Annotated in this window: 20 protein-coding genes and 1 riboswitch; of the genes, 8 read left to right on the top strand and 12 right to left on the bottom strand. The window is 43.3% G+C overall.

Annotation, left to right across the window (positions count from 1 at the left end; translation table 11 throughout):
- Nucleotides 1–472: 472 nt before the first annotated feature.
- Together CEF20_RS08050 and CEF20_RS08045 are read right to left on the bottom strand one after the other, a co-directional pair.
- Complete coding sequence (locus tag CEF20_RS08050; protein WP_100331321.1) at nucleotides 473–1,228, bottom strand: polysaccharide deacetylase family protein; 756 nt, start codon at nucleotides 1,226–1,228, stop codon at nucleotides 473–475.
- A 150-nt stretch (nucleotides 1,229–1,378) separates the two neighbouring features.
- Entirely contained in the window at nucleotides 1,379–1,546 is a 168-nt protein-coding gene (locus tag CEF20_RS08045; RefSeq protein ID WP_332849193.1) for an aspartyl-phosphate phosphatase Spo0E family protein, read from the bottom strand.
- Between CEF20_RS08045 and CEF20_RS17065 the strand changes: the two genes are divergently transcribed.
- On the top strand, nucleotides 1,539–1,682 hold the full coding sequence (locus tag CEF20_RS17065) for a hypothetical protein (RefSeq protein ID WP_232713401.1): 144 nt from the start codon (nucleotides 1,539–1,541) through the stop codon (nucleotides 1,680–1,682). The genes CEF20_RS08045 and CEF20_RS17065 overlap by 8 nt on opposite strands.
- 458 nt (nucleotides 1,683–2,140) lie before the next feature.
- Here CEF20_RS17065 and CEF20_RS08040 read toward each other — a convergent pair whose 3' ends face one another.
- On the bottom strand, nucleotides 2,141–3,265 hold the full coding sequence (locus CEF20_RS08040; protein ID WP_100332043.1) for an NAD(P)/FAD-dependent oxidoreductase: 1,125 nt from the start codon (nucleotides 3,263–3,265) through the stop codon (nucleotides 2,141–2,143).
- Nucleotides 3,266–3,397: 132 nt separating this feature from the next.
- Nucleotides 3,398–3,772: a hypothetical protein gene (locus tag CEF20_RS16580; protein ID WP_232713400.1), complete on the bottom strand. Its 375-nt coding sequence runs from the start codon at nucleotides 3,770–3,772 to the stop codon at nucleotides 3,398–3,400.
- Nucleotides 3,773–3,996: 224 nt separating this feature from the next.
- Between CEF20_RS16580 and CEF20_RS08030 the strand changes: the two genes are divergently transcribed.
- Nucleotides 3,997–4,731 carry a hypothetical protein gene (locus tag CEF20_RS08030; protein ID WP_100331320.1) on the top strand — a complete coding sequence of 245 codons (735 nt, stop codon included), beginning with the start codon at nucleotides 3,997–3,999 and terminating at the stop codon, nucleotides 4,729–4,731.
- Nucleotides 4,732–4,823: 92 nt separating this feature from the next.
- Here CEF20_RS08030 and CEF20_RS08025 read toward each other — a convergent pair whose 3' ends face one another.
- Nucleotides 4,824–5,018 (bottom strand): DUF8096 family protein, encoded by a 195-nt coding sequence (locus CEF20_RS08025; protein WP_100331319.1) that lies wholly within the window; start codon nucleotides 5,016–5,018, stop codon nucleotides 4,824–4,826.
- A gap of 388 nt (nucleotides 5,019–5,406) precedes the next feature.
- On the opposite strand from CEF20_RS08025, the gene CEF20_RS08020 reads away from it, so the two are divergent.
- Together CEF20_RS08020 and CEF20_RS08015 are read left to right on the top strand one after the other, a co-directional pair.
- A complete protein-coding gene (locus tag CEF20_RS08020) occupies nucleotides 5,407–7,347 on the top strand; it encodes a lipoteichoic acid synthase (RefSeq protein ID WP_100331318.1) in 1,941 nt (646 codons plus the stop codon).
- A 514-nt stretch (nucleotides 7,348–7,861) separates the two neighbouring features.
- Complete coding sequence (locus CEF20_RS08015) at nucleotides 7,862–9,844, top strand: methyl-accepting chemotaxis protein (RefSeq protein WP_100331317.1); 1,983 nt, start codon at nucleotides 7,862–7,864, stop codon at nucleotides 9,842–9,844.
- A gap of 146 nt (nucleotides 9,845–9,990) precedes the next feature.
- Here CEF20_RS08015 and CEF20_RS08010 read toward each other — a convergent pair whose 3' ends face one another.
- From CEF20_RS08010 to CEF20_RS07995, 4 genes are all read right to left on the bottom strand, one after another.
- Complete coding sequence (locus CEF20_RS08010) at nucleotides 9,991–10,866, bottom strand: YitT family protein (protein WP_100331316.1); 876 nt, start codon at nucleotides 10,864–10,866, stop codon at nucleotides 9,991–9,993.
- A gap of 103 nt (nucleotides 10,867–10,969) precedes the next feature.
- Complete coding sequence (locus tag CEF20_RS08005; RefSeq protein ID WP_100331315.1) at nucleotides 10,970–12,460, bottom strand: amino acid permease; 1,491 nt, start codon at nucleotides 12,458–12,460, stop codon at nucleotides 10,970–10,972.
- A 46-nt stretch (nucleotides 12,461–12,506) separates the two neighbouring features.
- Nucleotides 12,507–13,979 carry an aminotransferase class I/II-fold pyridoxal phosphate-dependent enzyme gene (locus CEF20_RS08000; protein ID WP_100332042.1) on the bottom strand — a complete coding sequence of 491 codons (1,473 nt, stop codon included), beginning with the start codon at nucleotides 13,977–13,979 and terminating at the stop codon, nucleotides 12,507–12,509.
- Between the two features lie 229 nt (nucleotides 13,980–14,208).
- Complete coding sequence (locus CEF20_RS07995) at nucleotides 14,209–15,612, bottom strand: sigma-54 interaction domain-containing protein (RefSeq protein WP_100331314.1); 1,404 nt, start codon at nucleotides 15,610–15,612, stop codon at nucleotides 14,209–14,211.
- A gap of 447 nt (nucleotides 15,613–16,059) precedes the next feature.
- On the opposite strand from CEF20_RS07995, the gene CEF20_RS17315 reads away from it, so the two are divergent.
- The 3 genes from CEF20_RS17315 to CEF20_RS07985 all read left to right on the top strand — a co-directional run bounded on the left by CEF20_RS17315 (nucleotide 16,060) and on the right by CEF20_RS07985 (nucleotide 19,704).
- On the top strand, nucleotides 16,060–16,191 hold the full coding sequence (locus CEF20_RS17315; RefSeq protein WP_269799217.1) for a hypothetical protein: 132 nt from the start codon (nucleotides 16,060–16,062) through the stop codon (nucleotides 16,189–16,191).
- A 192-nt stretch (nucleotides 16,192–16,383) separates the two neighbouring features.
- Nucleotides 16,384–18,003 carry an APC family permease gene (locus CEF20_RS07990; RefSeq protein WP_100331313.1) on the top strand — a complete coding sequence of 540 codons (1,620 nt, stop codon included), beginning with the start codon at nucleotides 16,384–16,386 and terminating at the stop codon, nucleotides 18,001–18,003.
- Between the two features lie 108 nt (nucleotides 18,004–18,111).
- Complete coding sequence (locus CEF20_RS07985) at nucleotides 18,112–19,704, top strand: amidohydrolase (protein WP_100331312.1); 1,593 nt, start codon at nucleotides 18,112–18,114, stop codon at nucleotides 19,702–19,704.
- Nucleotides 19,705–19,798: 94 nt separating this feature from the next.
- Here CEF20_RS07985 and CEF20_RS07980 read toward each other — a convergent pair whose 3' ends face one another.
- Nucleotides 19,799–19,984, bottom strand: coding sequence for a hypothetical protein (locus CEF20_RS07980; RefSeq protein WP_100331311.1), 186 nt, complete (start codon nucleotides 19,982–19,984; stop codon nucleotides 19,799–19,801).
- A gap of 313 nt (nucleotides 19,985–20,297) precedes the next feature.
- Nucleotides 20,298–20,389: riboswitch (cyclic di-GMP riboswitch) on the top strand.
- Between the two features lie 58 nt (nucleotides 20,390–20,447).
- Here CEF20_RS07980 and CEF20_RS07975 point away from each other — a divergent pair.
- Entirely contained in the window at nucleotides 20,448–20,753 is a 306-nt protein-coding gene (locus CEF20_RS07975) for a hypothetical protein (RefSeq protein ID WP_100331310.1), read from the top strand.
- A gap of 218 nt (nucleotides 20,754–20,971) precedes the next feature.
- On the opposite strand, the gene CEF20_RS07970 is transcribed toward CEF20_RS07975, so the two are convergent.
- Both CEF20_RS07970 and CEF20_RS07965 read right to left on the bottom strand, forming a co-directional pair.
- Complete coding sequence (locus CEF20_RS07970) at nucleotides 20,972–21,901, bottom strand: class I SAM-dependent methyltransferase (protein ID WP_100331309.1); 930 nt, start codon at nucleotides 21,899–21,901, stop codon at nucleotides 20,972–20,974.
- A gap of 126 nt (nucleotides 21,902–22,027) precedes the next feature.
- Complete coding sequence (locus CEF20_RS07965; RefSeq protein WP_157796226.1) at nucleotides 22,028–22,468, bottom strand: YrvL family regulatory protein; 441 nt, start codon at nucleotides 22,466–22,468, stop codon at nucleotides 22,028–22,030.
- Nucleotides 22,469–22,532 lie beyond the last annotated feature (64 nt).

Genomic DNA, 22,532 nt, shown 5'->3' with positions numbered 1-22,532 from the left:
GAGCGGGAACTTAGGTTAAAGCTTTTCCTGCTTGATTACTGCAGTCGCGGCTTCAACAGAATGACATTCTGAAATGGAGAGGGTATGCACGGCAGTCATGTAACAAATTGATGTTTTACACGATCGTTGCGTGAACGAACAGTCACACAGCACTGCTATCAGAGCTTTTGGAACGGATGTTGATTACATAATCTGGAATAATTGAAATTATCGTACTCCTTTATAAGGGTTTACACTATTTTGTTGGATTTTAACAAGCATTTGGTGAACTTATTCATCAAGTGCTATTTTTGTCTCATACAAGCAGCCTGTAACCACATAAATAGTGAGGAAAGCGGAGAGTTAGCTGCTCATCTTGAAAAGCTTCTCTTCCAGGTCTTAGCCGCCCCCCTCCCGGCCTGATTATATTAAGTAAAAGACGGGAGGAGGTCGCTTTTGCTGGCTTTTCAGAGAGTTATTTATTAGGTTTTGTCTACCTTGGAATAAGCGGGAAATAACTTGGCAAAATTGATTGGGAGCGGTAGATCATCTCCGAAACAGTGACAAATTCATAGCCTTCTTTTGATAATTGTCTGAGGATTTTCTCTACTGCTTGAACGGTTTGCGATCGATTTCCGCCGGAATCATGCATGAGTATAATATTCCCGGGTCTGGTTCCTTTAATAACCTGATGGGCGATTCGTTTCGCATTCGGTTTTTTCCAGTCGAGCGTATCTTGATGCCAAGACCATAAAACGACCTGATAGCCTGCTTTTGCTGCCGTATGAATGATCCGGTCATTGTACAGGCCTCCAACCGGACGGTAAAGTGAAGGCCTAAATCCAGTCGCCTGATAAATAATATCGTTTGTCATCGCTAATTCTTTTTTTAAAAAGCTTGGTTTGACCTTGGCATTATACGTATGGCTAAATGTGTGATTAGCCAGTTCATGTCCTTCTTTGATTTGTCTTCTAAGAATGAAAGGGTATTTCCTCGCTTGTATACCAGAAACAAAAAAAGTGGCTTTCGCATTGTATTTCGCCAGTACATTCAGCAATTGCACAGTGTAGAGAGGGTGGGGGCCATCGTCGAAGGTGAATGCAACTATCTTTTCGTCCGTCTGAATGTCCCAGATCACGTTGTTTGATTTCTCGTATTCTTCCCGGCTGCGGATTTTGGCGTCCGCTTCAGAACTGGCGACTGTACATAAAATTATACTTATTAACGCGGTGAATAATCGCTTTCGCATAGCCTTTACACTCCCATAAAACTTTTTAATAAAGCTTATTTTATGGAAGAAGGACAAAAATTATGATAAAAAGTCATCTTCCTTGCCATTAAAAGTGGATTGGCAAGCGGAAAACCGCCAGAGCACAGCTTGGCGGCAATGTTGAATCGGTTAGGAAGAAGAAAGCAGTTGAAATTGCAGGATCAGCTTGTCCAACTCTTCGCTGAATTGTAAAGTCTCTAGATCATGTATTCCTTTTTTCATACCTGCTGCAATTAATAATTGACGTAAATCATCTATTTGCATCATTAATTCTTCGTCAAGATATCCTGTGTTCACAGCGATAACCTCCTTAACAGGAATTATGTTTGATTTTAACATAAAATGGTTAAAAACAGCTGGCTTTTTCGTTTGGAAATATGACGAACCAGTGACAAAAACAGGCAAGATTCGCAAGCGGATGGATATTTTCTAAAAAGAAGGAATTCTGCAAAACAGAAAGGGGAGAGGCTCATTTGCAAAAAAGAAGATAGCGCAAACGGGTCTTTAAATCGTCTGTGAAGAGCTTTGCGCAGCTCTTGCTTGCCCCGCCGAAGTAGTGGATTGCTGCTAATATTTGTGTATTTGCTAGTTTTGTGCGGGTTTTCTTAGAGGGTTGTTAGGCTGATACTAGCCTTCATTTTATCCCGCATAGAGACGAAAGGTCTGATGGCCCCTAAGTGGCGAATTCGTTCGGGCCTGCATAATGCAGCAAGAAGTTGCAGCGGTTTTTTTTCGGCAGCGGGGGATGAAAGAAAACTTGACTGTTTGAAGCTTCAGTTTACCCCTCTCATTTTTAGGACGCGCTGTGTCCAATGAATGAGAGGGGATGCATGTGACGGACTGGATCGTCCGCCAGCAGCAAGCTAGAATTGTTATCCGTTGCTTTAATACTTACGAGTGGAATGATTCAATAGCCCCAGCTACCTCATAGTCAGAAAGAGGCAGGTTCAGTTCTTGGCCCATGGCAAGCTTGGCAAGCTGGCCGCCGATGTATGGGCCCATCGTTAAGCCGGAAGCGCCCAGTCCATTGGCAATCAGAATGTCTTCAGCGACAGGAAGGGAGCCAATAACAGGAAGAAAGCCGGGCGTATGCGGACGAAAACCAACCCTTGCTTCTAAGAAGGTACTATCATGCAATCCGGGAGCGGTCTGCAAAGCTTTGTTCAAGAGCTCTTGCAGACCGCCGGCTGTTATGCGCACATCAAAGCCGACCCCGTTTTCATGTGTGGCTCCGGCGATAATCCGGTCATGAAATGCCAATATATATTGATCACTCGGCGGCATAACAACCGGCCATTCGCCTGTTTCGGCTTTCGGAAGCCGCAGATGAATGATTTGCGCTTTTTGAGCAGAAACGCGGAAGCGAATGCCTAATGGCTCTAGCAATTCACTTGCCCAAGCGCCCGCTGTAATTATTATTTTTTGGCAATCGATGAGTTCTTCGCCTGCTTGAACTGCTGCCGCTTTGTTTTTAAAGGAAACGATGCGGGCGTCTCCGGTTATGAGTTCTGCGCCTAGTTTTTTTGCGGCTTGCAATAAAGAATCTCGAAGGGCACGTCCGTCTACTCTTGCTGCTCCGCTGACATGAACGGCTTCATAGCCATCGGCAAGCGGCGGGAACAGAGCTTTAGCTTCATCTGTGCTCAGGAGGCGGATGTTTCCGATTTCAGGAGCATCTACCCGCCGCTTTAAAGCGCGTTCTTTCATTTTCAAAAGCTTTTCATGGTCATGGTGAAGACAAATTGCTCCAACCTGTGCATAGCCGGTGTCGCTTAATCCGAAATTTTCTAATTCAGCAATCAGGCTTGGGTAATATTTAGCCCCAGCTTTTGCCAGCCGGTACCACGCCTTGTTTCTTCTCTGGGATAGCCAAGGGCAGACTATGCCAGCAGCAGCATCCGTCGCTTGTCCTTTGTCCTTGCGGTCGATAATGACTACTTCAGCTCCTGCTTTCGCCAGATGGTAGGCGGTGGAGGCTCCGAGAATTCCAGCTCCAATTACACAATATTTTTTCATTCTTTCTTTCGCATCCTTTTCCATAGCGATTGATTCTTGTTTATCTTAGCAGTTTTGCATTTCGGCAGACAAGAAATTCCTCGCATAGAATGAATGCCGAAGAAGAATTATGGCTGTGCGCAAGCTGGTTGCTTACATGCGAAAACCGATCAGCGAGGCTTGCTTATCCAGTCCAATGCCTATTTTATCAGGAAAGGTGATAATGGAATTAATATATTCCCAGAAACAGGGGCTATTTCTGAAGCATCGGAGCAATTCGGTCGATCCGAGTAATCCATATGCCGCCAGTATAGCCATCAGGCAAGCACTTGCTATCTTTTTCTGTATCGAATCCGGAAGAAAATCCGCCTCCATGGGAGGAATCGTATTCTCCAAATACGGGTGCTTGGGTTTATCGTTTCGTTCCGCTGTGCAAGTATCATTTTTCATCTCCTCCATAGAAAACGTTTGTCCCAAGCCCGATGAGCGAAGAGCAGCGGGTCTCCGCTCCGTTCCTTTCCTTTCCAAAAAAGCTGCTATTATTTAAAAAAATAAATAAAATAATAGTAAGAATTGCCGGTGAGAATTTTTTCCGGCGTTTCATTCTTCATCCTCCATTGAATGTATATGTACTTCCAACTATATATCATAATATCAGCTCCATGATCTTTCCGGCATATTCCAATTTGATAGCTTTAATTCTATCGATCACAGCATAGACTTTATAAAGAGATTGTAAGGAGGAATTATATATGACATTTCAGCGGACAAACCGTCGAGTTTTGGCGGCTAAAATCGGTGATGTAACAGGCGAAGGGACATTGGATACGGTAGTAGTGACGGGAGTGGCAGCTGGTGAGGGTTCTTTTATGCAGCAAATTATGGTCAGCATATATATAGGAAGTACTCAGCAATGCATCAATCTTCCACTAAAGCAAAACAGCGGTTATCATCCAACTGTATTTCTCGGAGATCTGACTGGAAATCATGCGGATGATATATTAGTAGTGATCGATTCAGGGGGGAGCGGCGCGACCATTTACGCGCAAATCTTTACTTATAACCAGGGAATGTTTACAACGATTTTTGATACGGAGAGCTATAATAATTCGCATCATTACCAAGTGAATTATGGCAATAACTATCAAGCGGCAGTTAAGAGTCTGCGTCCGGAGCAGTGCTATCTTCTCGATCTCACATATAAAGGAAAAGATTATTTACAAGAGATCTATTCCCCGGATGGAACATTAAAAGAGCCGATTGAAGGATGGGTGGATCCGTTGTCGGGACTGTATCCCCTCGACGCTGAGCGTGACGGGGTGTATGAGTTGAATGGCTATCAGCGTATTAGCGGGCGTTACCACGCCGATGGATTGGGGTATATAGAGAATTTGCTTAAATGGAACGGCCGGCAATTTACAGTGATTCGACAATATGCGGCGATTTTTGGAACAGACTGCGAGTCCGAAACAAAGTCACATGGCTAGGACTTAGGTGAGAAAGAAGGCGTCCATCCCCTGCTGATCCGCCTGTTAAAGTTATGATAAAGCGCCCCTTGGGGCGCTTTATCATTCAAGGATTAAATTTTCTTTTTCATTCCGCATTTGCGGCATTCTCTAAGAAATACATAGTTATGAACCGAGCTTTTGAATAAAGTGTTGCCGCAATTATCACAGCGGCCCGGGTGTTTATCAGGAAATTCGTTATAATCGTATACAATATTCAGATCGTATATTGGTGATTGTTCCTTTTCATTTGCGTTTTCCTTTTCCATGGTGATCCCCTTTTCTTCATGTTCACTTCTCCTATTTTATCACATTAGAAAGCGGCGCACATCTCAACCATACACTCAAAATCTATTTTGAGCTTGTACAGAAATTTAGCCCGCTTATAAGCTGCCGAAAGACTCACCCTTCAGGAAGGGAGGGGGGATCAAAGGCCTGTGTGAGAGCTCACAGCAGCTAAAGCCCCGATTCAGATTACAGGCGGGTTTAGCCAGTATGAAACTATTAAGCTATGTCATCCGTATACAGTTAGAGCAGCTTAAATACGATTGATTTGACATTTTCGTGAAATGGCCTTATCATTCTTTATATTCTTTTGATGAAAGCGTCATTGAATAGACAAGCTATATTCATTTACAGAAGAAGGAGTGTATAAATATGAAGAAAGAACAAAATGTCTCTTCTCTTAATAAGCCGCTCATCTTCTTCTCTTTAGCCGTCGTCCTGCTTTGGATGAAAACGTATATTGCTTATCAGATAGAATTTGATTTAGGCATAGATAACATGATGCAGCAGTTTTTGTTATTTATAAATCCGGTAAGTTCAGCCATATTATTTATTGGCTTTGCTTTGTTTGCTAAAGGAAGAAGAGCGTTTAAATGGATGATTGCTATACAGCTTTTGTTATCCGTTTTATTGTATGCCAACATTGCTTATTATCGTTTTTTTACGGATTTTATTACGTTGCCGACTTTGACACAAACATCCAATATCAGCAGCATTACTTTGAGCATAGGCGCGTTATTTAAACCATATGATGTGCTTTATTTTCTGGATGCTATTATTTTAATCGTTTTGTTCTTATCAAAAAGGGTCAGCCCGCAGCCGGTGAAGATCAATCGGCGCCAAAGAGCAGCGGTCTTTTTAGCAGCTATTGGTTTGTTCACGGTGAATTTGATCTTAGCTGAAATTGATCGGCCGCAGCTGTTGACAAGAACATTCGACCGGAATTATATTGTCAAGTATTTGGGAATGTATAATTTCACTATTTACGATGCCGTTCAAAGCACAAAAGCATCTACGCAGCGGGCACTAGCCGACAGCAGTGATGTAGCGGAAGTGCAGAACTTTACGAAATCGCTTTATGCCAAGCCCGATCCAAACTATTTTGGCAAGGCGAAAGGAAAGAATGTTATTTTCGTTCATTTAGAGTCATTGCAAAATTTTATAATTGATTATAAATTGAACGGGAAAGAAGTCACGCCGTTTATCAATTCTTTAACGCGTGATCCGAATATGTTCTATTTCAATAATTTCTTCCACCAAACCGCTCAAGGAAAAACAGCGGATGCAGAATTTATGCTGGAGAATTCATTGTTCGGTTTACCGAAAGGATCTGCCTTTTCGACAAAGGGCGGAAATACGTATCAGGCGGCGCCAGCGATTCTGGGACAGAAAGGGTATACTTCCGCTGTATTCCACGGCAATACGAGATCGTTCTGGAACCGCGATAATATTTATAAATCATTTGGCATAGATCGCTTTTTTGATTCAAGCTATTACGATATGAATGAAAAGGATGTCATGAATTACGGATTAAAAGATAAACCGTTTTTTGAACAGTCCATCCCTCTTTTAGAAACCGTTAAGCAGCCGTTCTATGCGAAATTTATTACGCTGTCCAATCACTTCCCTTATCCGATGGATCAAGAGGAAGCGACGATTGAAAAGCATCATACAGGTGACGCTTCTGTCGACGGTTATTTCCAAACAGCGAGATACCTGGATGAAGCGGTGAAACAATTTTTCACCTATTTAAAGAAATCCGGTTTATACGATAACTCCGTAATCGTTATGTATGGCGATCATTACGGGATTTCGGATAATCATAATAAAGCGATGTCCACTGTGCTAGGCAAAGAAGTGGGCGCTTTTGAAAACACCCAGCTACAGCGCGTTCCGTTATTGATCCATGTTCCAGGTGTCAAGGGAGGCCTTCAGGAGCAATATGGAGGGCAAGTAGATATTATGCCGACGCTGATGCATTTGCTGGGTGTGGATACGAAGAAATATCTTCATATAGGAACGGATTTGCTGTCACCGGATCATCAGCAAGTCGTGCCATTCCGCAACGGCGATTTTATTTCTAAAGATGTAACGGCGATTAACGGCAAGTATTACAGAACCTTAACAGGAGAACCGTTAAAAGAAACAGCCGAAATCAAACAGATAGAAGAATTTGTTGACAAAAGGTTGCAAGTATCAGATAAAATCGTCAATGAAGATTTATTGCGATTCCATAAGCCGAAGGGGTTTAAACCAGTCGATCCGGATGATTATGACTACACCAACCGTCAAGAAACTGAAAACGCGAACTAAACAAAAGCTTCCGGGAATGTCACGACATTCCCGGAAGCTTTTTTGATTCGCTCATATCGATCCTTTATTTTTCTAGTTAGAAGAGAAAAAATCGCTTCGTCTCCCCTGTTTAGCAAAAGCAGCTATCCTGCCTCCTCTTAATTATCCCCTACGTAAAGCGCTCGCTTCCCAAAAGATGATGTGGGCAAACAAACAGTTCAGCGGAAAGAGATTGCACCAAAAGATTAGAATCATTTTATTACTAAATTCGAAAGACCTAATGCTTGAAGATTTACTAATTCCTCGAATAATAGAAAATAATTGGCAATATTGATGAAAATTTACTATAATTATTTAGGTATATCTAACTATTTTTTTGAATTTTATTACCAAGTTAAAGGGGGTTGGCAAGTTATTGTTAGGAAAAGCGCTCCGATAGAAGAGATTGTTAAGACAGTTAAGGCAGTAAACTAAGGATGGATCGCTGTTCACCTAGGTAGAATCGGCAAGCAAATGAATGGAGAGGTTTTGAAATATGCCGCAACGATCATTGAAAACGAAGTTAGTCACTGTTTTATTATGCTTATCTGTTATACCTTTGCTGATTAGCTCCGCTTTACTTTACAAGCAATCGATCAGCAGCTTAGACAAATTGATGGAAGATAATATTCAGCAGGCTAAAGGCGTTTCTGCTTATTATTTTGAACAAAAGTCAAATGAGGCGCTTTATATCGGCAGGCGTTATGCGGATAATCCCCAACTAATTACCGCATTAAAAGGAAAAAATCGGGAGGAGCTGAACCGGCAAATACTCCCCGTTTATAAGATGTTAGAGAAGGAAAAGGGACTTTCAGTCTTTGAATTTGGCGATCAATCCGGCAGAGTCGTTACGCGCGCCCATAATCCGAAAAAATTCGGCGACGATAAGAGCGGAAGCAAAGACATTCAGGCAGCACTGGCAGGCAAAGAAATGAAAGGCTTCTCTTTTGGAAAGTCGGGATTGGCGGTGCGTGCCTATGTTCCTGTGAAGGATGGAAAAGAAATAATCGGCACCTTCCAGGTGGGTTTTGGATTTACGGAAAATATGTTAAAAGATATTCGGCATTCCATTTCTGGGAATATCTCGCTATATGAAAAAGATCAGTTAGCCTTAACCACAGACAAAGAGCAGGCGCTTAAGATAGGAGAATCACTGCAAGATCAAACGATTTCTGATCAAGTGCTTTCCGGCAAAGAAGTAAAGAGAATTGTTGGAAGCGAAATGCGCTTGTATCAACCTTTATACAGTCCATTAGGAGATCAGGTGCAAGGAATCATTCAGCTGTCACAGGATTTAACCCCGATCTTGAAGATGAAGCAAGATCTATTGATCAAAACAATTATGATTATAATAGGAACAATCATCGCAGCGGTGATCACGTCCTTATATTTAGCAAACGGCATCGCTCGGCCCATCTCTAAGGTAGTAAAAAGGCTGCAGTCTGTGGCTAAAGGAGATTTAAGCGGAGAGAAGATGGCTGCTAAATCCAAAGATGAAGTCGGGTTATTGGTTGACGCGGCGAATCAAACGACGGGGCATCTCCGAGAAATGGTGCAGGAAGTTTCACGTGCAGCCGAAGAAGTAACCAGACGGAGTGAAGAATTAACTCAAGCCGCCAATGAAGTGAAAGAAGGGAGCGGGCAAGTAGCATCCACTATGGAAGATTTGGCAGGCGGAGCAGATTCTCAGGCCAATGAAGCGGCGGCTTTAACGAAAGCGATGGATGACTTTATGGTGAAAATTGAACAAGCAAATGAAGCAGGAGACCACGTATCCCTTTCTTCAAATGAAGTATTAAAAATGACAAAAAACGGTCAGCATTTAATGGAGATTGCCATTGAACAAATGGAGTCCATTGAGACCATCATGAAGGATTCAGTTGACAAAGTGCAGGGGTTTGGCAAACAATCCGAACAAGTAACGAAATTAGTGGATGTCGTTCAGGATATCGCTCAACAAACGAACTTGCTGGCGCTGAATGCCGAGATTGAAGCAGCGCGGGCAGGAGAGCACGGAAAAGGCTTTGCTGTCGTAGCGGATGAGGTGCGCAAGTTGGCTGAACAGGTTTCTAAATCCGTTACTGAAATTACAGCAATCGCCGCAGCTATTCAAAATGATGCCAAAGAAATGGCGGAATCATTAGAAAACGGGTACCTCCAAGCAGAGGAAGGGTCAAACCATATACAAGTGACCGGCGAGACTTTTATGCAAATCCATGATGCTGTGACTTCGATGGTCGATAAGGTCGGCCGAATGCTGCGAAGACTGGCAAGCATGACGGAAAACTCCAAAGGGATGGACACATCCATTGAGATGATTGCTTCTATATCGGAGGAGTCGGCAGCCGGAGCTGAGCAAACTTCCGCTTCTGTACAGCAAACCGCCACTTCAATGGAGGAAGTAGCAGAAAATGCGCGTTCTTTATCAATTCTTGCTGAAGAGCTGAATCACCAAGTAAGCAAATTTAAATGGGATTAGCAGATAGCCCCTGGCAGCGGGAAAGCTTATGCCAGGGACTATCATTCTGTAATAAACAATTCCAATTCAGCAGGCGGTGGCCAGAAAATGCTTTTTTGCGCTTGGATCAGGGAACATGGAAGGAATTCTAGTGGCGGCAAAGAAAGTCATGAGTGGGGACCGCCATCGTAAAATTTGGCTAGTGAAAACCCCCGCCCCAATATTTCAGATGCATTAAGGAAGACGACAAAAGAGCTTGATTGATGATCTTGCAGCGCCTTTTTGAAATAGATGGCTTCCTGCTGTTCCATGACGCAAAGAATCAGCGTTTTTTCTTTATTGGAATAGCCGCCGAAGGAATGAATTTTAGTAAAGCCGCGATCGATTTCGTCCTTGATTAGCGATTGAATTTGCTCTTCTCTATCCGTTATAATCAGCACGAGCTTGGAGGAGGAAGAGTGCAATTGAACAAAGTCGATCACTTTACTTGTTACGAAAATAGATATCATCGCATATAGGGCGAGCTCAAGATTAAAGACAATAGCCGAGCTGATCACGACAAGACCATCTACAATAAATTGCGAGTATCCGCTGGAAAGTCCAGTGAATTTTCTAAGAAGCTGGGCAATGGTAGCTGTGCCGCCTGTTGAACCTTTCCCGCGATAAACGATGCCGAGCCCGACTCCTAGCAGGATGCCTCCATAAATCGCTGCCAGCAAAGGATTATCCACCTTAAATGGGATATCTGCACTGAGCCAAATCGTAAAGGGCACAAAGAATGTTCCCACCAAGGTTTTTAAGCTGAAATCCTTTCCGAGAAGGGCGATTCCCAGAATAAAGAGGGGAAGGTTGATAAGCCACTGAACATATGCTGGGTTGAACTGGTACAAATCATACATAATCGTACTGATGCCTGAAACTCCTCCAGCAGCCAGCTTGGCCGGAAGCAAAAACAAATTATAAGACAAACCAACCAAGGCTGCCCCGATCACAATGAAACAGTATTCAATGATAAGCTTTGTTTTAGCCGCATGCTGTGTCATATGCTCACCCTTATTCTTTTTTGTATCTAAGAAATTATTGTACCATATATGACCCAAATAAGAGTAAGGATGGAATCTTCAGCTGAAGAGGCGATGTCCGTCTCTATTCTTGAAGAAAGCGGCATTCAGACAGGGGAACGACTTTGGTTTTCTTAATGAATTTATAGGTGAGCCAAACGGTTAGAAACAGCGGGAGACCGATATAGGAAATAAGCGCTCCATTCCAGTCAATCGTTCCATTGGAGAAGGCGCTGTAGTTTTGGCCAAGTATCACGATAAGACAAAGTGAGAAAGCAAAGATCGGCCCAAAAGGGAACCATTTAGCCCGGTAAGGAAGCTTCTTCAAGTCATGGCCTTGGCGGATGTAAGCTTGGCGGAAGCGGTAATGACTGACAGCGATCCCGAGCCAGGCAATGAAGCCAGACATGCCAGATGCATTCAACAACCAAATATAAACGGCTCCATCACCGAAAAAAGAGGCGAGAAACGCCAGCGTTCCAACGAGAGAGGTCATGATCAGCGCGCGAACAGGCACTCCGCGCGGATTGAGCTTAGCTAAAAACTTTGGAGCTTTCCCTTCTTTCGCTAAATCCCATAACATCCGTGTAGAAGCGTATAAGCCTGAGCTCCCGGCCGAAAGAACGGAAGTGAGGATAATCGCATTCATCACAGAGGCGGCAAAAGCAATGCCAGCTTGGCTAAACACGAGTGTAAAAGGACTGGTCGTGACCTCTTCGCTAGCAAGGCTCGGAGCAGTGTAGGGAATAAGTAGGCTGATAACCAGTATGGCGAAGATATAAAATAATAGGATACGCCAAAACACTTGACGAACGGCTTTAGGGATGGAACGCTCTGGATTAGCGGTCTCTCCGGCCGCCACTCCGAACAGCTCCGTCCCTTGGAAAGAATAGCCGGCCGCCATAAAAACGCCAACGATTGTCATCAATCCTCCGTGAAACGGCGCATCACCAACCGTTAAGTTCTTAAATCCTGCATAAGACCCGCCAATGATTCCCCAAATCATTAGCACACCTATGAAAAGAAACACGATCACGGTGGCCACTTTAATCATCGCAAACCAATACTCCGATTCCCCGAAGCCTTTAACAGACAGATAGTTTAATGAAAAAATCACCAATAAACCGAATGAGCTCCATAGGATAGAAGGGCTTCCAGGGAACCAAAACTTCATTAACAAAGTAACCGCTGTTAGTTCTGATGCAATCGTAATTGCCCAGTTGTACCAATAATTCCAGCCCAGTGCGAAACCGAGAGCCGGGTCGACAAACCGGGCGGCATACGTGCTAAAGGATCCGGATACCGGCAAATAAGCTGCCATTTCCGCTAAACTCGTCATGACAAAATAGACCATCATCCCTGTGACGCTATAGGCCAAAAGAGCGCCACCCGGTCCGGCTGTATGAATTGCGCTGCCGCTGGCGAGGAATAAGCCGGTACCGATTGTTCCTCCGAGAGCGATCATCGTCAAATGTCTGGATTGCAGGTGACGCTTCAGCTGCTGCGGTCTTTCCTTGTTTAAGTTCGCATTCTTTTCGTTTGAGACAGCGATGGATGGTGGTGTGTTATCTGGCATTATTTATTCCCCCTTTAAAGTAAATCAGCTCAACAGCCATCCTTGATCAAATAGTTTGATCGAGAATCAGAATCGACTTCAGCGTTACATCGGAAGGACTTTGAAAGTATGCGCCCATCTCTTTCAACTGGCGGATCGTTTGTATATGAGCACTTGTGATTTCTTCCCCGGGTATTAACAGTGGAATACCTGGAGGATAAGGGAGAATCATTTCTCCGCAAAGAGCTCCGCCTGCGTCTTCCAGAGCGACTTTTTTGCGGGGCATCTGAAAGGCCTCTCCGAGCGAAATGGGCGGCTGAAGAAGCGCACCCTCTTCTGCAAATAGCATAGTATGCGTTAGTTTCTGGGGTTCGACTAGCTGCTGCTTATTCAAGTTGTGATCCAGCTCCATGATGGCATTCACTACCTGATCCATATCTTTCTCTTGTTCGTTTATCGAAAATAAAAAGACAATATTTTGCGGATCGCTGATTTCTGCCGTGCAGCCAAGCTGATAAAATAAGTCGAGCAATTGATAGCCGGTAGCAGCTTGGCTGCGGCAGGAAATAATCCATTTAAGCGGATCACGATAATCAACCTCCTCACTTCCGCCCCAAATAGTAAGCGTTTTCAATTTAGGGGTAAGATCGAGCCGCTTTTTCTCCAGTCTTTCAGCAGTATCCTGCAGGAAGGAACGGCCCTTCGTAACTAAATAGCGTCTGGCTAAATCTAAAGAAGCTAGAAGCGGATAGGACGGACTGGTCGACTGAAGCATTCCCAGCACTTGTGCCAGTCGCTTTTGGGAAACTAAATGCCCCTTGACATGAAGCATTGATGCCATCGTCATAGCTGTCAGCATTTTGTGAGTGGACTGGACCACAATGTCCGCTCCTTTTGAGAGAGCGGAAGGGGGGACGGGATTGGCTTGGCCGAAATGAGCCCCATGCGCTTCATCGACAATTAAGGGCACGTGCTTTCGATGGCACATTTCGGCTAAAACAGAAATATCCTGGCTCATTCCGTAGTAATTAGGATTAGTAATCCACAGTCCTTTGACATTCTGATTTTCTTTTAGCGCCTTTTCGATATAGCCGAAATCGGATACTTTGGCCGCTTTGGTCGCTGATTCTACGCCAGGAGCGATAAAAACCGGCTGAGCGCCCGCCAGCGTCAATCCATGAAAGACAGATTTATGCATATTCCGCTGAACAAGGATTTTGTCGCCGGGAGCGCATAGAGACAGGGCAACTGCAATATTTCCGATGGTGCTTCCGCCTACAAGAAAAAAGGTGTGATCCGCTCCAAAGGCATCTGCCGCTAATTGCTGAGCCTCTTTGATAAAATCTGTTGGATGGTGAAGGTCATCAATTCCTTTTGATTCGGTGGCATCGATTTTTAAGATGCCGGAGAAACGCTCCAGTGCGGTTTCGTCAAATACGCGACCATCCTTATGCCCTGGCACGTGTAAGGAGATGCGTTTACAGTCTTCATATAAACAAAGCGCTTCATATAAAGGGGCCGCGGAATGATCCATTTTCATACAGGAAGCTGGATTTAGGGGGGTGTCATGTTTTTCATCGTCTTCCTCCTCTAACAGTAATAAAAGTGATGAACAAATACACTTTGGTGAAAGCAAAAACCATGCCATCATCCATCCGTACATTAAAAAGCCTGTTAGAAGAGGAAATAAGGCAGAGAATCCAACCTGCTTACGGATCATGCTTTCTAAATCAATATAAAGTAACGCCGAATTTTCGGCGGGCTCATGATTATAAATTTAATTTGATTAATTTATATTGCAGTGTTTGCCTGGGGATTTTTAACAAACGGGCTGCTTGTTGAATATTGCCGTTTGTTTCTTTGAGCGCTTTTTGTATTAAGGCTTTCTCTGTATCCTTAAGAGCCTGACGCAGCGGCTGGATCACGTTCTCTTCATTGCTGCATATTTTGAAATGGCTTTCGGTCATCGTGTAGGGGAGATGTTCCTTTCTGATGACATCCCCATCCGCCATATTCATTGCGGATTCAACTGCATGCTCCAGTTCGCGGACATTGCCGGGCCAATCGTACTTCGTGAACAGTTCCTTTACTTCTTCAGAAGCTTGCGTAACCAGCTTGCCAAAGTGAAAGTTGTATTTTTGAATAAAATGGTTCATTAACAGTGGAATATCGTCTTTCCGCTCTCTTAGCGGCGGAATGCGGAGATGAATGACATTTAAACGATAGTAAAGGTCAGTCCGCAATGTTTTCTCACGCAAGACCCGCTCTGCCGGTTCATTGAGTGCAGCGATCATGCGCACGTCTGCCGTCAATTCCTTTATGCCCCCGACTCTGCGGAACTCGCCATTTTGCAGCACGCGCAGCAGCTTGGCTTGGACATCAAGAGGCATGGAATTCAATTCGTCTAAAAATAACGTTCCGCCTTCTGCTAATTCAAACAGACCGGGCCGGTCCACCGCTCCTGTGTAGCTGCCTTTTGCCGTACCAAACAAAATGCTTTCCAGCAGAGAGGAGGGAATCGCTGCACAATTTTGAGCGATAAAGGGCCTCATCCGGCGGGAAGAAGCATTGTGAATCGATTGAACAAGCAATTCCTTGCCTGTTCCTGTTTCGCCATAAATTAAGATAGGAGAAGAAGTGGCGGCCGCTTTCAGCGCTTGTCTTTTTAATTGATTAAACACAGCATCATTTGTCAGGATATCCGTCATTTGGTAGTTCGCTTTGCTTTGGCTGCCGGCAGTCTTTTTCGAGGGGGTGGCTGTTTTGGCCTTCGCCTGCAAATCTAACAATTTTTCGGACAATTGTTTAATCCTTGTGAAATCCTTAGCAATTTCCACCGCTCCAACCAGCTGATGGTTTACTTTAATGGGTAAGGTTGTGTTCACGGTGTCAATCAAGATGCCGCGCATATTATAGTAGGATTGAGGCTGATTGTATATAGGCTCTCCGGTTTGACATACTTTCAGTAACGTGCTTGTTTCTGCGGATAAAGAAGGAAAGACATTTAATAGATGTTTGCCGAGAACCTCCTCATCCTCTAACCCATCATGTTTAGCGGCCACGTGATTATAGAAAATGGTGATGCCTCTTGCATTTACTGCATGAATTCCTTCATCAATCGTGCTTAAGATGGCTTGCAGCACCTCATTGGCGTCCGCTTTTTTATTAATCATCGATCATCGGCTCCTTTTTTATCATTTATTTCATAAACAGCGCCAAATTTCTGTCACTCGGCTGCCGGTTTTTCGGCAGAAATGAGCAGTCTCTCTCAATAACAAATAATTATTCTTTTCTATGATCTCATAAAAGAGGTGTTTTGTTTATAATATTCTGACTATTTAAAGCTAATTATATTATAAGAAAGGGGGGATGTTAACGCGCAGAAAGGGGTAACCAACTTTCTTTCTGTTCATGGACTATGGCTTGAGACAGACTGAAATCCATGCTTGTCTTGTTTTATTGCCCTGTCAAGTGTTATTGGATAAAGAGGCCTTTCTTTACTAATTTCATGCACTGGCCCTGCTAAGGGGCAGGAAGTGATTAATAGCTTATTCGTTTGCCGGCACGCAAATTGCAATGAAAAGGGAATCATACATTGGAGGGAGGTGAGCTTTAGCTGTATGGATTATAAAGCTACAGACTGTAATGATTATTTTGAAAGCGTTTTTTTAGGGGTGAAAGGGAAAAAAGTAGCGCTGGCGACTCGGTCGGCAGGCGGGGGAATGATTGGTCATTTGCTCTTAGCGAAATGACAAAGTGGGCCTTCAAACAGGGGGCTTTCATTTCCTGCTGCATTGCCTTTGTCACCTGCCTCGTGCAGGCCCGAATGAATTGGGTATGTTAGTGCCGTGAACGCCCGCTTAAGACTTTTAACTTTCTATTTTATGCTTGATGAGGAGTCGTTGCAGCATCTTACATGCCGAAAAAAGGTGAGGAGATTATTGATGAAACAGCGAGCCGCATTTAAACGACAGTTGAGTTTCATAGATCTAACACTTATCGGAGTGGGTTCTATCATCGGGTCAAGTTGGCTCTTTGCTTCCTTGTTTGCTGCTCAGGTGGCCGGTCCTTCGGCTTTTCTCTCATGGTTGATTGGTGCCGTGGCCAGCTACTTTATTGCTTTAACGCTTGCTGAACTGGGAGGGGCTCTTCCGCGTACAGGAGGGATTGTGCGTTATCCAGCTTATTCACACGGCCCTCTCATCGGCTATCTCAATAGCTTTATGGCTTTTATTGGTTACTCCGTTGTCGCTGGTTTAGAGGCGGTAGCTGTAAGAAGCTATGCGAGTGGGTGGTGGCCGGCTTTAGGGGAGCAAAATCCGACAGTGTTGGGCTGGGTTGTACAAGCCGCTTTACTTAGTATCTTCTTCTGGATTAATTTTCGGGGAGTTAAATCATTGGGTAAAGTTAATAATGTGATTACATTTATTAAGTTTGCTGTACCGCTTTTAACTATTATTGTGCTATTAAGCTTTTTTAAAGCGGAAAACTTCAGCAGTCATGGTTTTGCGACTTCAGGAGTCAGTGGAATTCTATCAGCGGTTTCAACCACTGGGATTATTTTTGCTTTTATGGGATTTCAAAATATTGTTTTATTCTCTTCAGAGGTCAAAAACCCTTCACGTGTAATTCCGCAGGCTCTTTTTTCTGCTTTATTCCTCTCAGCCTGTATTTATGCGCTGCTGCAAATTAGCTTTGTTGGAGCTATTCCTGCAGAAGATCTGTCCAAAGGATGGGCTGCATTAGAAATAGCTTCACCCTTTGTGGAGCTAGTGACTATTTTAGGCATTGGATGGCTGGCAAAACTTATCATGGCAGATGCGGTAATCTCCCCAGGGGGAACAGGAAATATTTATCTTGCAGCCACTGCCCGGCAAATTTATGCATGGTCTAGAAACGGGACATTTTTCCGTATTTTTTCTCGAGTGGATGAGAACAGCGGAGTCCCAAGATTGGCGCTTTGGCTGGCTTTTTTCATGTCGCTTTTTTGGACTCTTCCGTTCCCTTCCTGGCAAATGCTTGTTCAAATTAGTTCAGCTGCAGGAATTTTAACCTTCTCTATGCTGCCTGTTGCAGTGACTGCCTTCCGACGGACAGCTCCTGACTTAAAAAGGCCCTTTCGAGTAAGAGGGGTTAATATAGTTGCCCCTATTGCTTATATCGTTTCCTCATTAATTATTTACTGGGTGGGATGGGAGACTCTTTCTTGGCTGCTCTCTTTACTGGTAATGGTTTTCGCTCTATATTGTGCAGGCTTTAGAAGAAGATTCATCTCAAATATTCCATTTTCTCAACAGCTTCGCTCGACGTGGTGGTTTATGTACTATGTCTCTGGCATGTTCATTCTCAGTTTTGCCGGCACATTTGGCGGAATAGGGGTATTGCCGGCACCGTGGGATGCAGCCATGGTCGCCATTCACTCCCTTGTATCCTTTTATCTCGGAGTAGTCAGCGCCACACCTGCCCCTGTTTTGCTAGACGATGAAGAGGAAGTAGAATGTCATGCAGAGCAAATCTCTGTTGAATGTCCGAAGGAAGACATAAAAACGTCTGGCGTAAAGTGAACGTTTGTGCCAGGGGGGAGCAGCCCCAAAGCTGATCCTTAATGAAGTGGGTTAATAGCAATGGAATGGACGTGTAATAAGTACCAAGATGCCACAGGAGGTATTTCTATGACAAAAACTATTTATACAAATGGGAAAATATACACGCTTGATGCCATTCATCCGGTGGTGGAAACAGTTGTGGTTGAAAACGGGATCATTGTGGATGTCGGTTCGCATAATGATATGATGCTGCAATGGGGGAGAAGAGGATCACATCTCATCGATTTACAGGGAAAAATGGCAACTCCTGGCTTAATTGACAGTCATCTTCATCTTTCCGGTCTGGCTTTTCAGCTTTTAGACCTCGATTTAACAGGCGTTCGATCCAAAGAAGAGATGCTGAAGAAAATTAGAGAAAAAGCTAAAACGATTGCGCCGGGAAAGTGGTTGATCGGTATGGGGTGGGATGAGAATCTCTTTAATGACAAGATGATTCCCGATATTGAAGAATTAGATCAAGCTGCCCCTCATTGTCCAATCTTTCTAAAAAGGGTTTGTCATCACGCTTTTTTAGTGAATAGTATGGCGTTTAAAAGGAGCGGTTATCATTCTTCCATCCCGGTGCCAAAGGGAGGGGAGGTTGTGCTTGATCCGGTGACACAAAAACCGACAGGGCTCCTTCTTGAGACAGCTTCCAACCTGATTGTTAAGCATATTCCAGAGCGAACCTACAGCGAATTAAAGCATGGGCTAGAACAAGCGATGAGTTTGGCGATCCAAAAGGGCTTAACGAGTGTTCATACTAACGATCCCTGCTATTTAGGCGGTTTCGAGCAAACGTATAAATTGTATGATACATTGATTAACCGGGAACAAAAAGGCTTGCGATGCAATCTTTTGATTGATTATCCCTATCTTTCTCAATTAAAAGAAAGAGGGATGTATACAGGATACGGGAATGAAAAGCTGCAAATAGGCGCGATCAAAATATTTGCGGATGGTGCGCTTGGCAGACGAACGGCTCTGCTGTCCGAGCCTTATGATGATGACCGGGAAAACTTTGGAGAGGCCATACACAGTCAGGAAGCTTTATTTGAGATCATAAAAGAGGTCAGGGCGCATCTGATGCCAATCGCTGTACATACAATTGGCGATCAGGCTTTAAAGAATGTGCTGCACATACTGGACCAATTTCCAAAAGTCAAGTATCGGGACCGATTGATACATGTATCTGTCCTTACCAAAGAGTTAATGAAGCAGCTGGCGGATCCTAGCCGAATTGCCGACATTCAGCCAAGGTTTGTCGTTAGTGATTATCCATGGGTTAAGCAAAGGATCGGAGAGAAAAGAGAGCTGTATTTGTATGCATGGGAAACATTACGGTCTTTTGGGGTTGTATGCGCCGGCGGATCTGATGCACCGATCGAACCGGTGAACCCATTGTTTGGTATTCATTCTGCTGTCACTCGAAAAGCCCCGTGGGAACACAGCGAAAGCTGGAACCCCAAAGAGAGATTATCAATGGTTGATGCAGTCCGGCTGTTTACGATCGGCGGTGCCTTTGCTGTCAATGAAGAACTTAAAAAAGGGACGATCTCACGGGGAAAATTAGCGGATATGACCGTTTATTCAAAGGATCTTTTCGCTTTGGAACATCCTGATGAGCTGTTAAGCACCGAAGTGGAGATGACGATTATAGACGGAAAAATACAAGCTTGAATAAGGCAGGTCTGCCCAGTCAAACCGCAGGATGAATAAAAGTATAAGCAACCGCAAAGCCCCGCAATTATGCGGGGCTTTGTTAGGCTCAAGCTTATAATCGCCGCTGGCTGATCCACCAGTCTATGTCATCTAGGTTAAAAATGAGGAGGTTATTTAAAGGTCTTAAGTGAGGCAGTTCTCTTTTTAAGATAAGATCATGGATCTCATCTTCAGCTAGCGGATAATTCACAGAATCCAGATAAGCGATTAAGCTTTTGATGCCATATGCTTTTCTCATTTAATCACCCTCCACTAGGCTTCCTTTGTTTTCAAACAAAGGAAAGCTTAGGGTTAGGTGTTAACATGAGAAAATCTTATTAATTATATACCCGTTTATACTAGTAATACTCATATAAGTTTCGGGTAACAGCTGGATAGAGAATAGAAGGGAAGGGAGATCAGCATGCAATACATAATAGGGTGAACTTAGTACTTTGTTTTATCCGGCTGCTTAAAAAAATAGGTATTAAGTCTTATTGACTTAGGGTAAAAATTACTATATTGTTTTAAAGCAACATAATCACGATGTCAATAGTTAGAATAAGTGAACCAAGTGATAAAGGCAAACTCATCGAAAGGTGGGGACGCAAAGCTTCGGGTCTTAGGTTCATAAAGAATGAATGATGACAGCCGAGCTGCCAAATGGGAATCATCTTCCGCATTTGGTAATTACATAATGAAAGGTAAGGTAGGGACCAAAATTGACGGAAAGAAATGAAGAATTAAAAAAGAGTATTCAACGGTTTTACGGGTTACTAAAAAAATATCCTGATAATGCCAATTCGGCTTATGATTTTAACGCCTTTTTACGTTCATTTTTAAAGATACAATCGAAAACACCGCTGCCGACGATTGAAATTATGACATTGATTAAAGAAACTAAACCGAATGTCTTTCAGGCATTAAGAAAAATGGCCAGAAAAAATCTCATGCTGAACATTCTGACCGAATTATCAACAGATCGTGAATCCGCCGAGAAAAACTTAGAAAAGCTGCTGAAAATCTAACATTTTTTTGCAGGTGTACTGGCCACAGCTCCGATTGTTTTCAAAAAGAGGTCAAGAATAAGGCAGCGAGCGCAGTAATGCATTTCTGGAAGAGAGCGGGATCGCAAAATTTGTAATGATTAGGCATTGATTGAACGATCTCAAAGCCTTCAGTCAAAATCGAATGTGATAATTGAATGGCCGCTCAATCCTTTGAAAAATTGAGCGGCCATATGATTTTAATATTTTTTTACAGCATGAAGATAATGAACCGTTTCGAACGCGGTTAAATAATCGGATCTATTATGAAAAAACCGGTCATTAATGGCTGCGGGCGATAAATGTTCATATACGAGCAATCCCGCATCCTCTAATATTTTCTCGATTTCAGCATAAGTGAAACAAGATTTCATAGGTTCTCCGCTGGCTGCAGCCATCTTGACCATGTTCTCCACCCGATTGGATAATCCTTTTTCTCGAAATAGCTGTTCATCTGCATAATCGAATACGATCGAGCTGCCTGCTGGAATGTTCGCGAACAAATGCTGCAGCAGCCCCTTCATTTCATCCTTCGTTAAATAATAGGAAACTCCTAAAAGACTATAAAAGGTTTTTTCATTTTTAAGACCTTGTTTGATTAATTCTTTGTCAGAGAATGGTTGGGTAAAATCCATTGGAATAAAGTGCAGATTATTTGGGATTTTCAATTGTGCCTTGGCTAATCGTTCTTTCTTCAGTGTTTGCATTGATGGATGATCGACTTCAAATATTTCGAGGTTTTCGCTCAGGTCGGGATAACGAAAACAAAAGGTATCGAATCCAGCGCCCAGTATCACGTATTGCCGCAGTCCCAGTTTCAGTTCATTTATCAGAACCGTTTCACAATAGGCTGCTCGCGCCAAGGGAGTGGGAGAAAGCTGGACTTGCGTAATCCACTTTAGAATGTCATCTGGACGGTTTTGCAGCGCTTGAGCCCTCTCTTTACTGAAAAAATGTATGCCTTGAATTAAATTCTTTTTAATTTCTGCGCTCTCTTTTTCCGTAATGAGGTCATTGGCCACAGCATCATCAAAAATTTTGGGCGAATCATTTTGGCTGTGATAAGCGCGGCCAAAAGCGGATAGTAAAGCGGTCAAATTTCCCTGACTCATACCATTTCTCTCCTTCATAAAACAAAAATAAGATTCCCCTGGCCAGGAGAATCTTATTTTAACCAAAAAATGATCATCTGTAAATTATAGCACAAAAATATTTTTTGTCAATAAAAATTTAAGGCTGTTCGGGTGTTTTTTTTCTTATTCTTCGTCAGACTCCATCGCCACGTCTATTATCGCAAAAATGAGAGATAAAACCATTTCTGTGATAAATTGCAAATGAATAGAGTCCATGCAAGTATTTAATAGTGAAACGATCGCCCAGTTTACTAAAAATGAGAAAATGAATTGACCGGTCTTTATTTGCCATCTGGACCAATTGTAAGACTTGCTCATCAGCACGCTCAATGCTATTACGATAAAATCCCCTATAATTCCTATAAGGAAATAAAAAAGAACAAACAAAAACAATGACCAGAGAGAGTCAAACTCAATCCCTAATAAGCTAAATAAACCGAGAACGCCAAAATAAATAATGGACAGCACAAAAGCGACGGACCCTGCTATCAGTAAAGAAATTACCGCAATCACAAATACCTTTGTCCTCCATGTTTCGCCCTTAACCTGGCGATGATCATCCATTAGAAGCACCTCATACATCAGAATAACTCTATTATACAATTAACAAACGGTATATGTTAAAAAA

This window comes from Bacillus xiapuensis, assembly GCF_002797355.1.
Classification (GTDB): domain Bacteria; phylum Bacillota; class Bacilli; order Bacillales; family Domibacillaceae; genus Bacillus_CE; species Bacillus_CE xiapuensis.
The sequence above is the reverse complement of the archived record's forward strand: the minus strand, read 5'-3'. Positions and strand labels throughout refer to the sequence as shown.

Coding starts and splice junctions, on each gene's coding strand:
- CEF20_RS08050 (WP_100331321.1), bottom strand. CDS start 1,228: ATGCGAAAGCGATTATTCACCGCGTTAATAAGTATAATTTTATGTACA.
- CEF20_RS08040 (WP_100332043.1), bottom strand. CDS start 3,265: ATGAAAAAATATTGTGTAATTGGAGCTGGAATTCTCGGAGCCTCCACC.
- CEF20_RS08030 (WP_100331320.1), top strand. CDS start 3,997: ATGACATTTCAGCGGACAAACCGTCGAGTTTTGGCGGCTAAAATCGGT.
- CEF20_RS08025 (WP_100331319.1), bottom strand. CDS start 5,018: ATGGAAAAGGAAAACGCAAATGAAAAGGAACAATCACCAATATACGAT.
- CEF20_RS08020 (WP_100331318.1), top strand. CDS start 5,407: ATGAAGAAAGAACAAAATGTCTCTTCTCTTAATAAGCCGCTCATCTTC.
- CEF20_RS08015 (WP_100331317.1), top strand. CDS start 7,862: ATGCCGCAACGATCATTGAAAACGAAGTTAGTCACTGTTTTATTATGC.
- CEF20_RS08010 (WP_100331316.1), bottom strand. CDS start 10,866: ATGACACAGCATGCGGCTAAAACAAAGCTTATCATTGAATACTGTTTC.
- CEF20_RS08005 (WP_100331315.1), bottom strand. CDS start 12,460: ATGCCAGATAACACACCACCATCCATCGCTGTCTCAAACGAAAAGAAT.
- CEF20_RS08000 (WP_100332042.1), bottom strand. CDS start 13,979: ATGAAAATGGATCATTCCGCGGCCCCTTTATATGAAGCGCTTTGTTTA.
- CEF20_RS07995 (WP_100331314.1), bottom strand. CDS start 15,612: ATGATTAATAAAAAAGCGGACGCCAATGAGGTGCTGCAAGCCATCTTA.
- CEF20_RS17315 (WP_269799217.1), top strand. CDS start 16,060: ATGGATTATAAAGCTACAGACTGTAATGATTATTTTGAAAGCGTTTTT.
- CEF20_RS07990 (WP_100331313.1), top strand. CDS start 16,384: ATGAAACAGCGAGCCGCATTTAAACGACAGTTGAGTTTCATAGATCTA.
- CEF20_RS07985 (WP_100331312.1), top strand. CDS start 18,112: ATGACAAAAACTATTTATACAAATGGGAAAATATACACGCTTGATGCC.
- CEF20_RS07980 (WP_100331311.1), bottom strand. CDS start 19,984: ATGAGAAAAGCATATGGCATCAAAAGCTTAATCGCTTATCTGGATTCT.
- CEF20_RS07970 (WP_100331309.1), bottom strand. CDS start 21,901: ATGAAGGAGAGAAATGGTATGAGTCAGGGAAATTTGACCGCTTTACTA.
- CEF20_RS07965 (WP_157796226.1), bottom strand. CDS start 22,468: ATGGATGATCATCGCCAGGTTAAGGGCGAAACATGGAGGACAAAGGTA.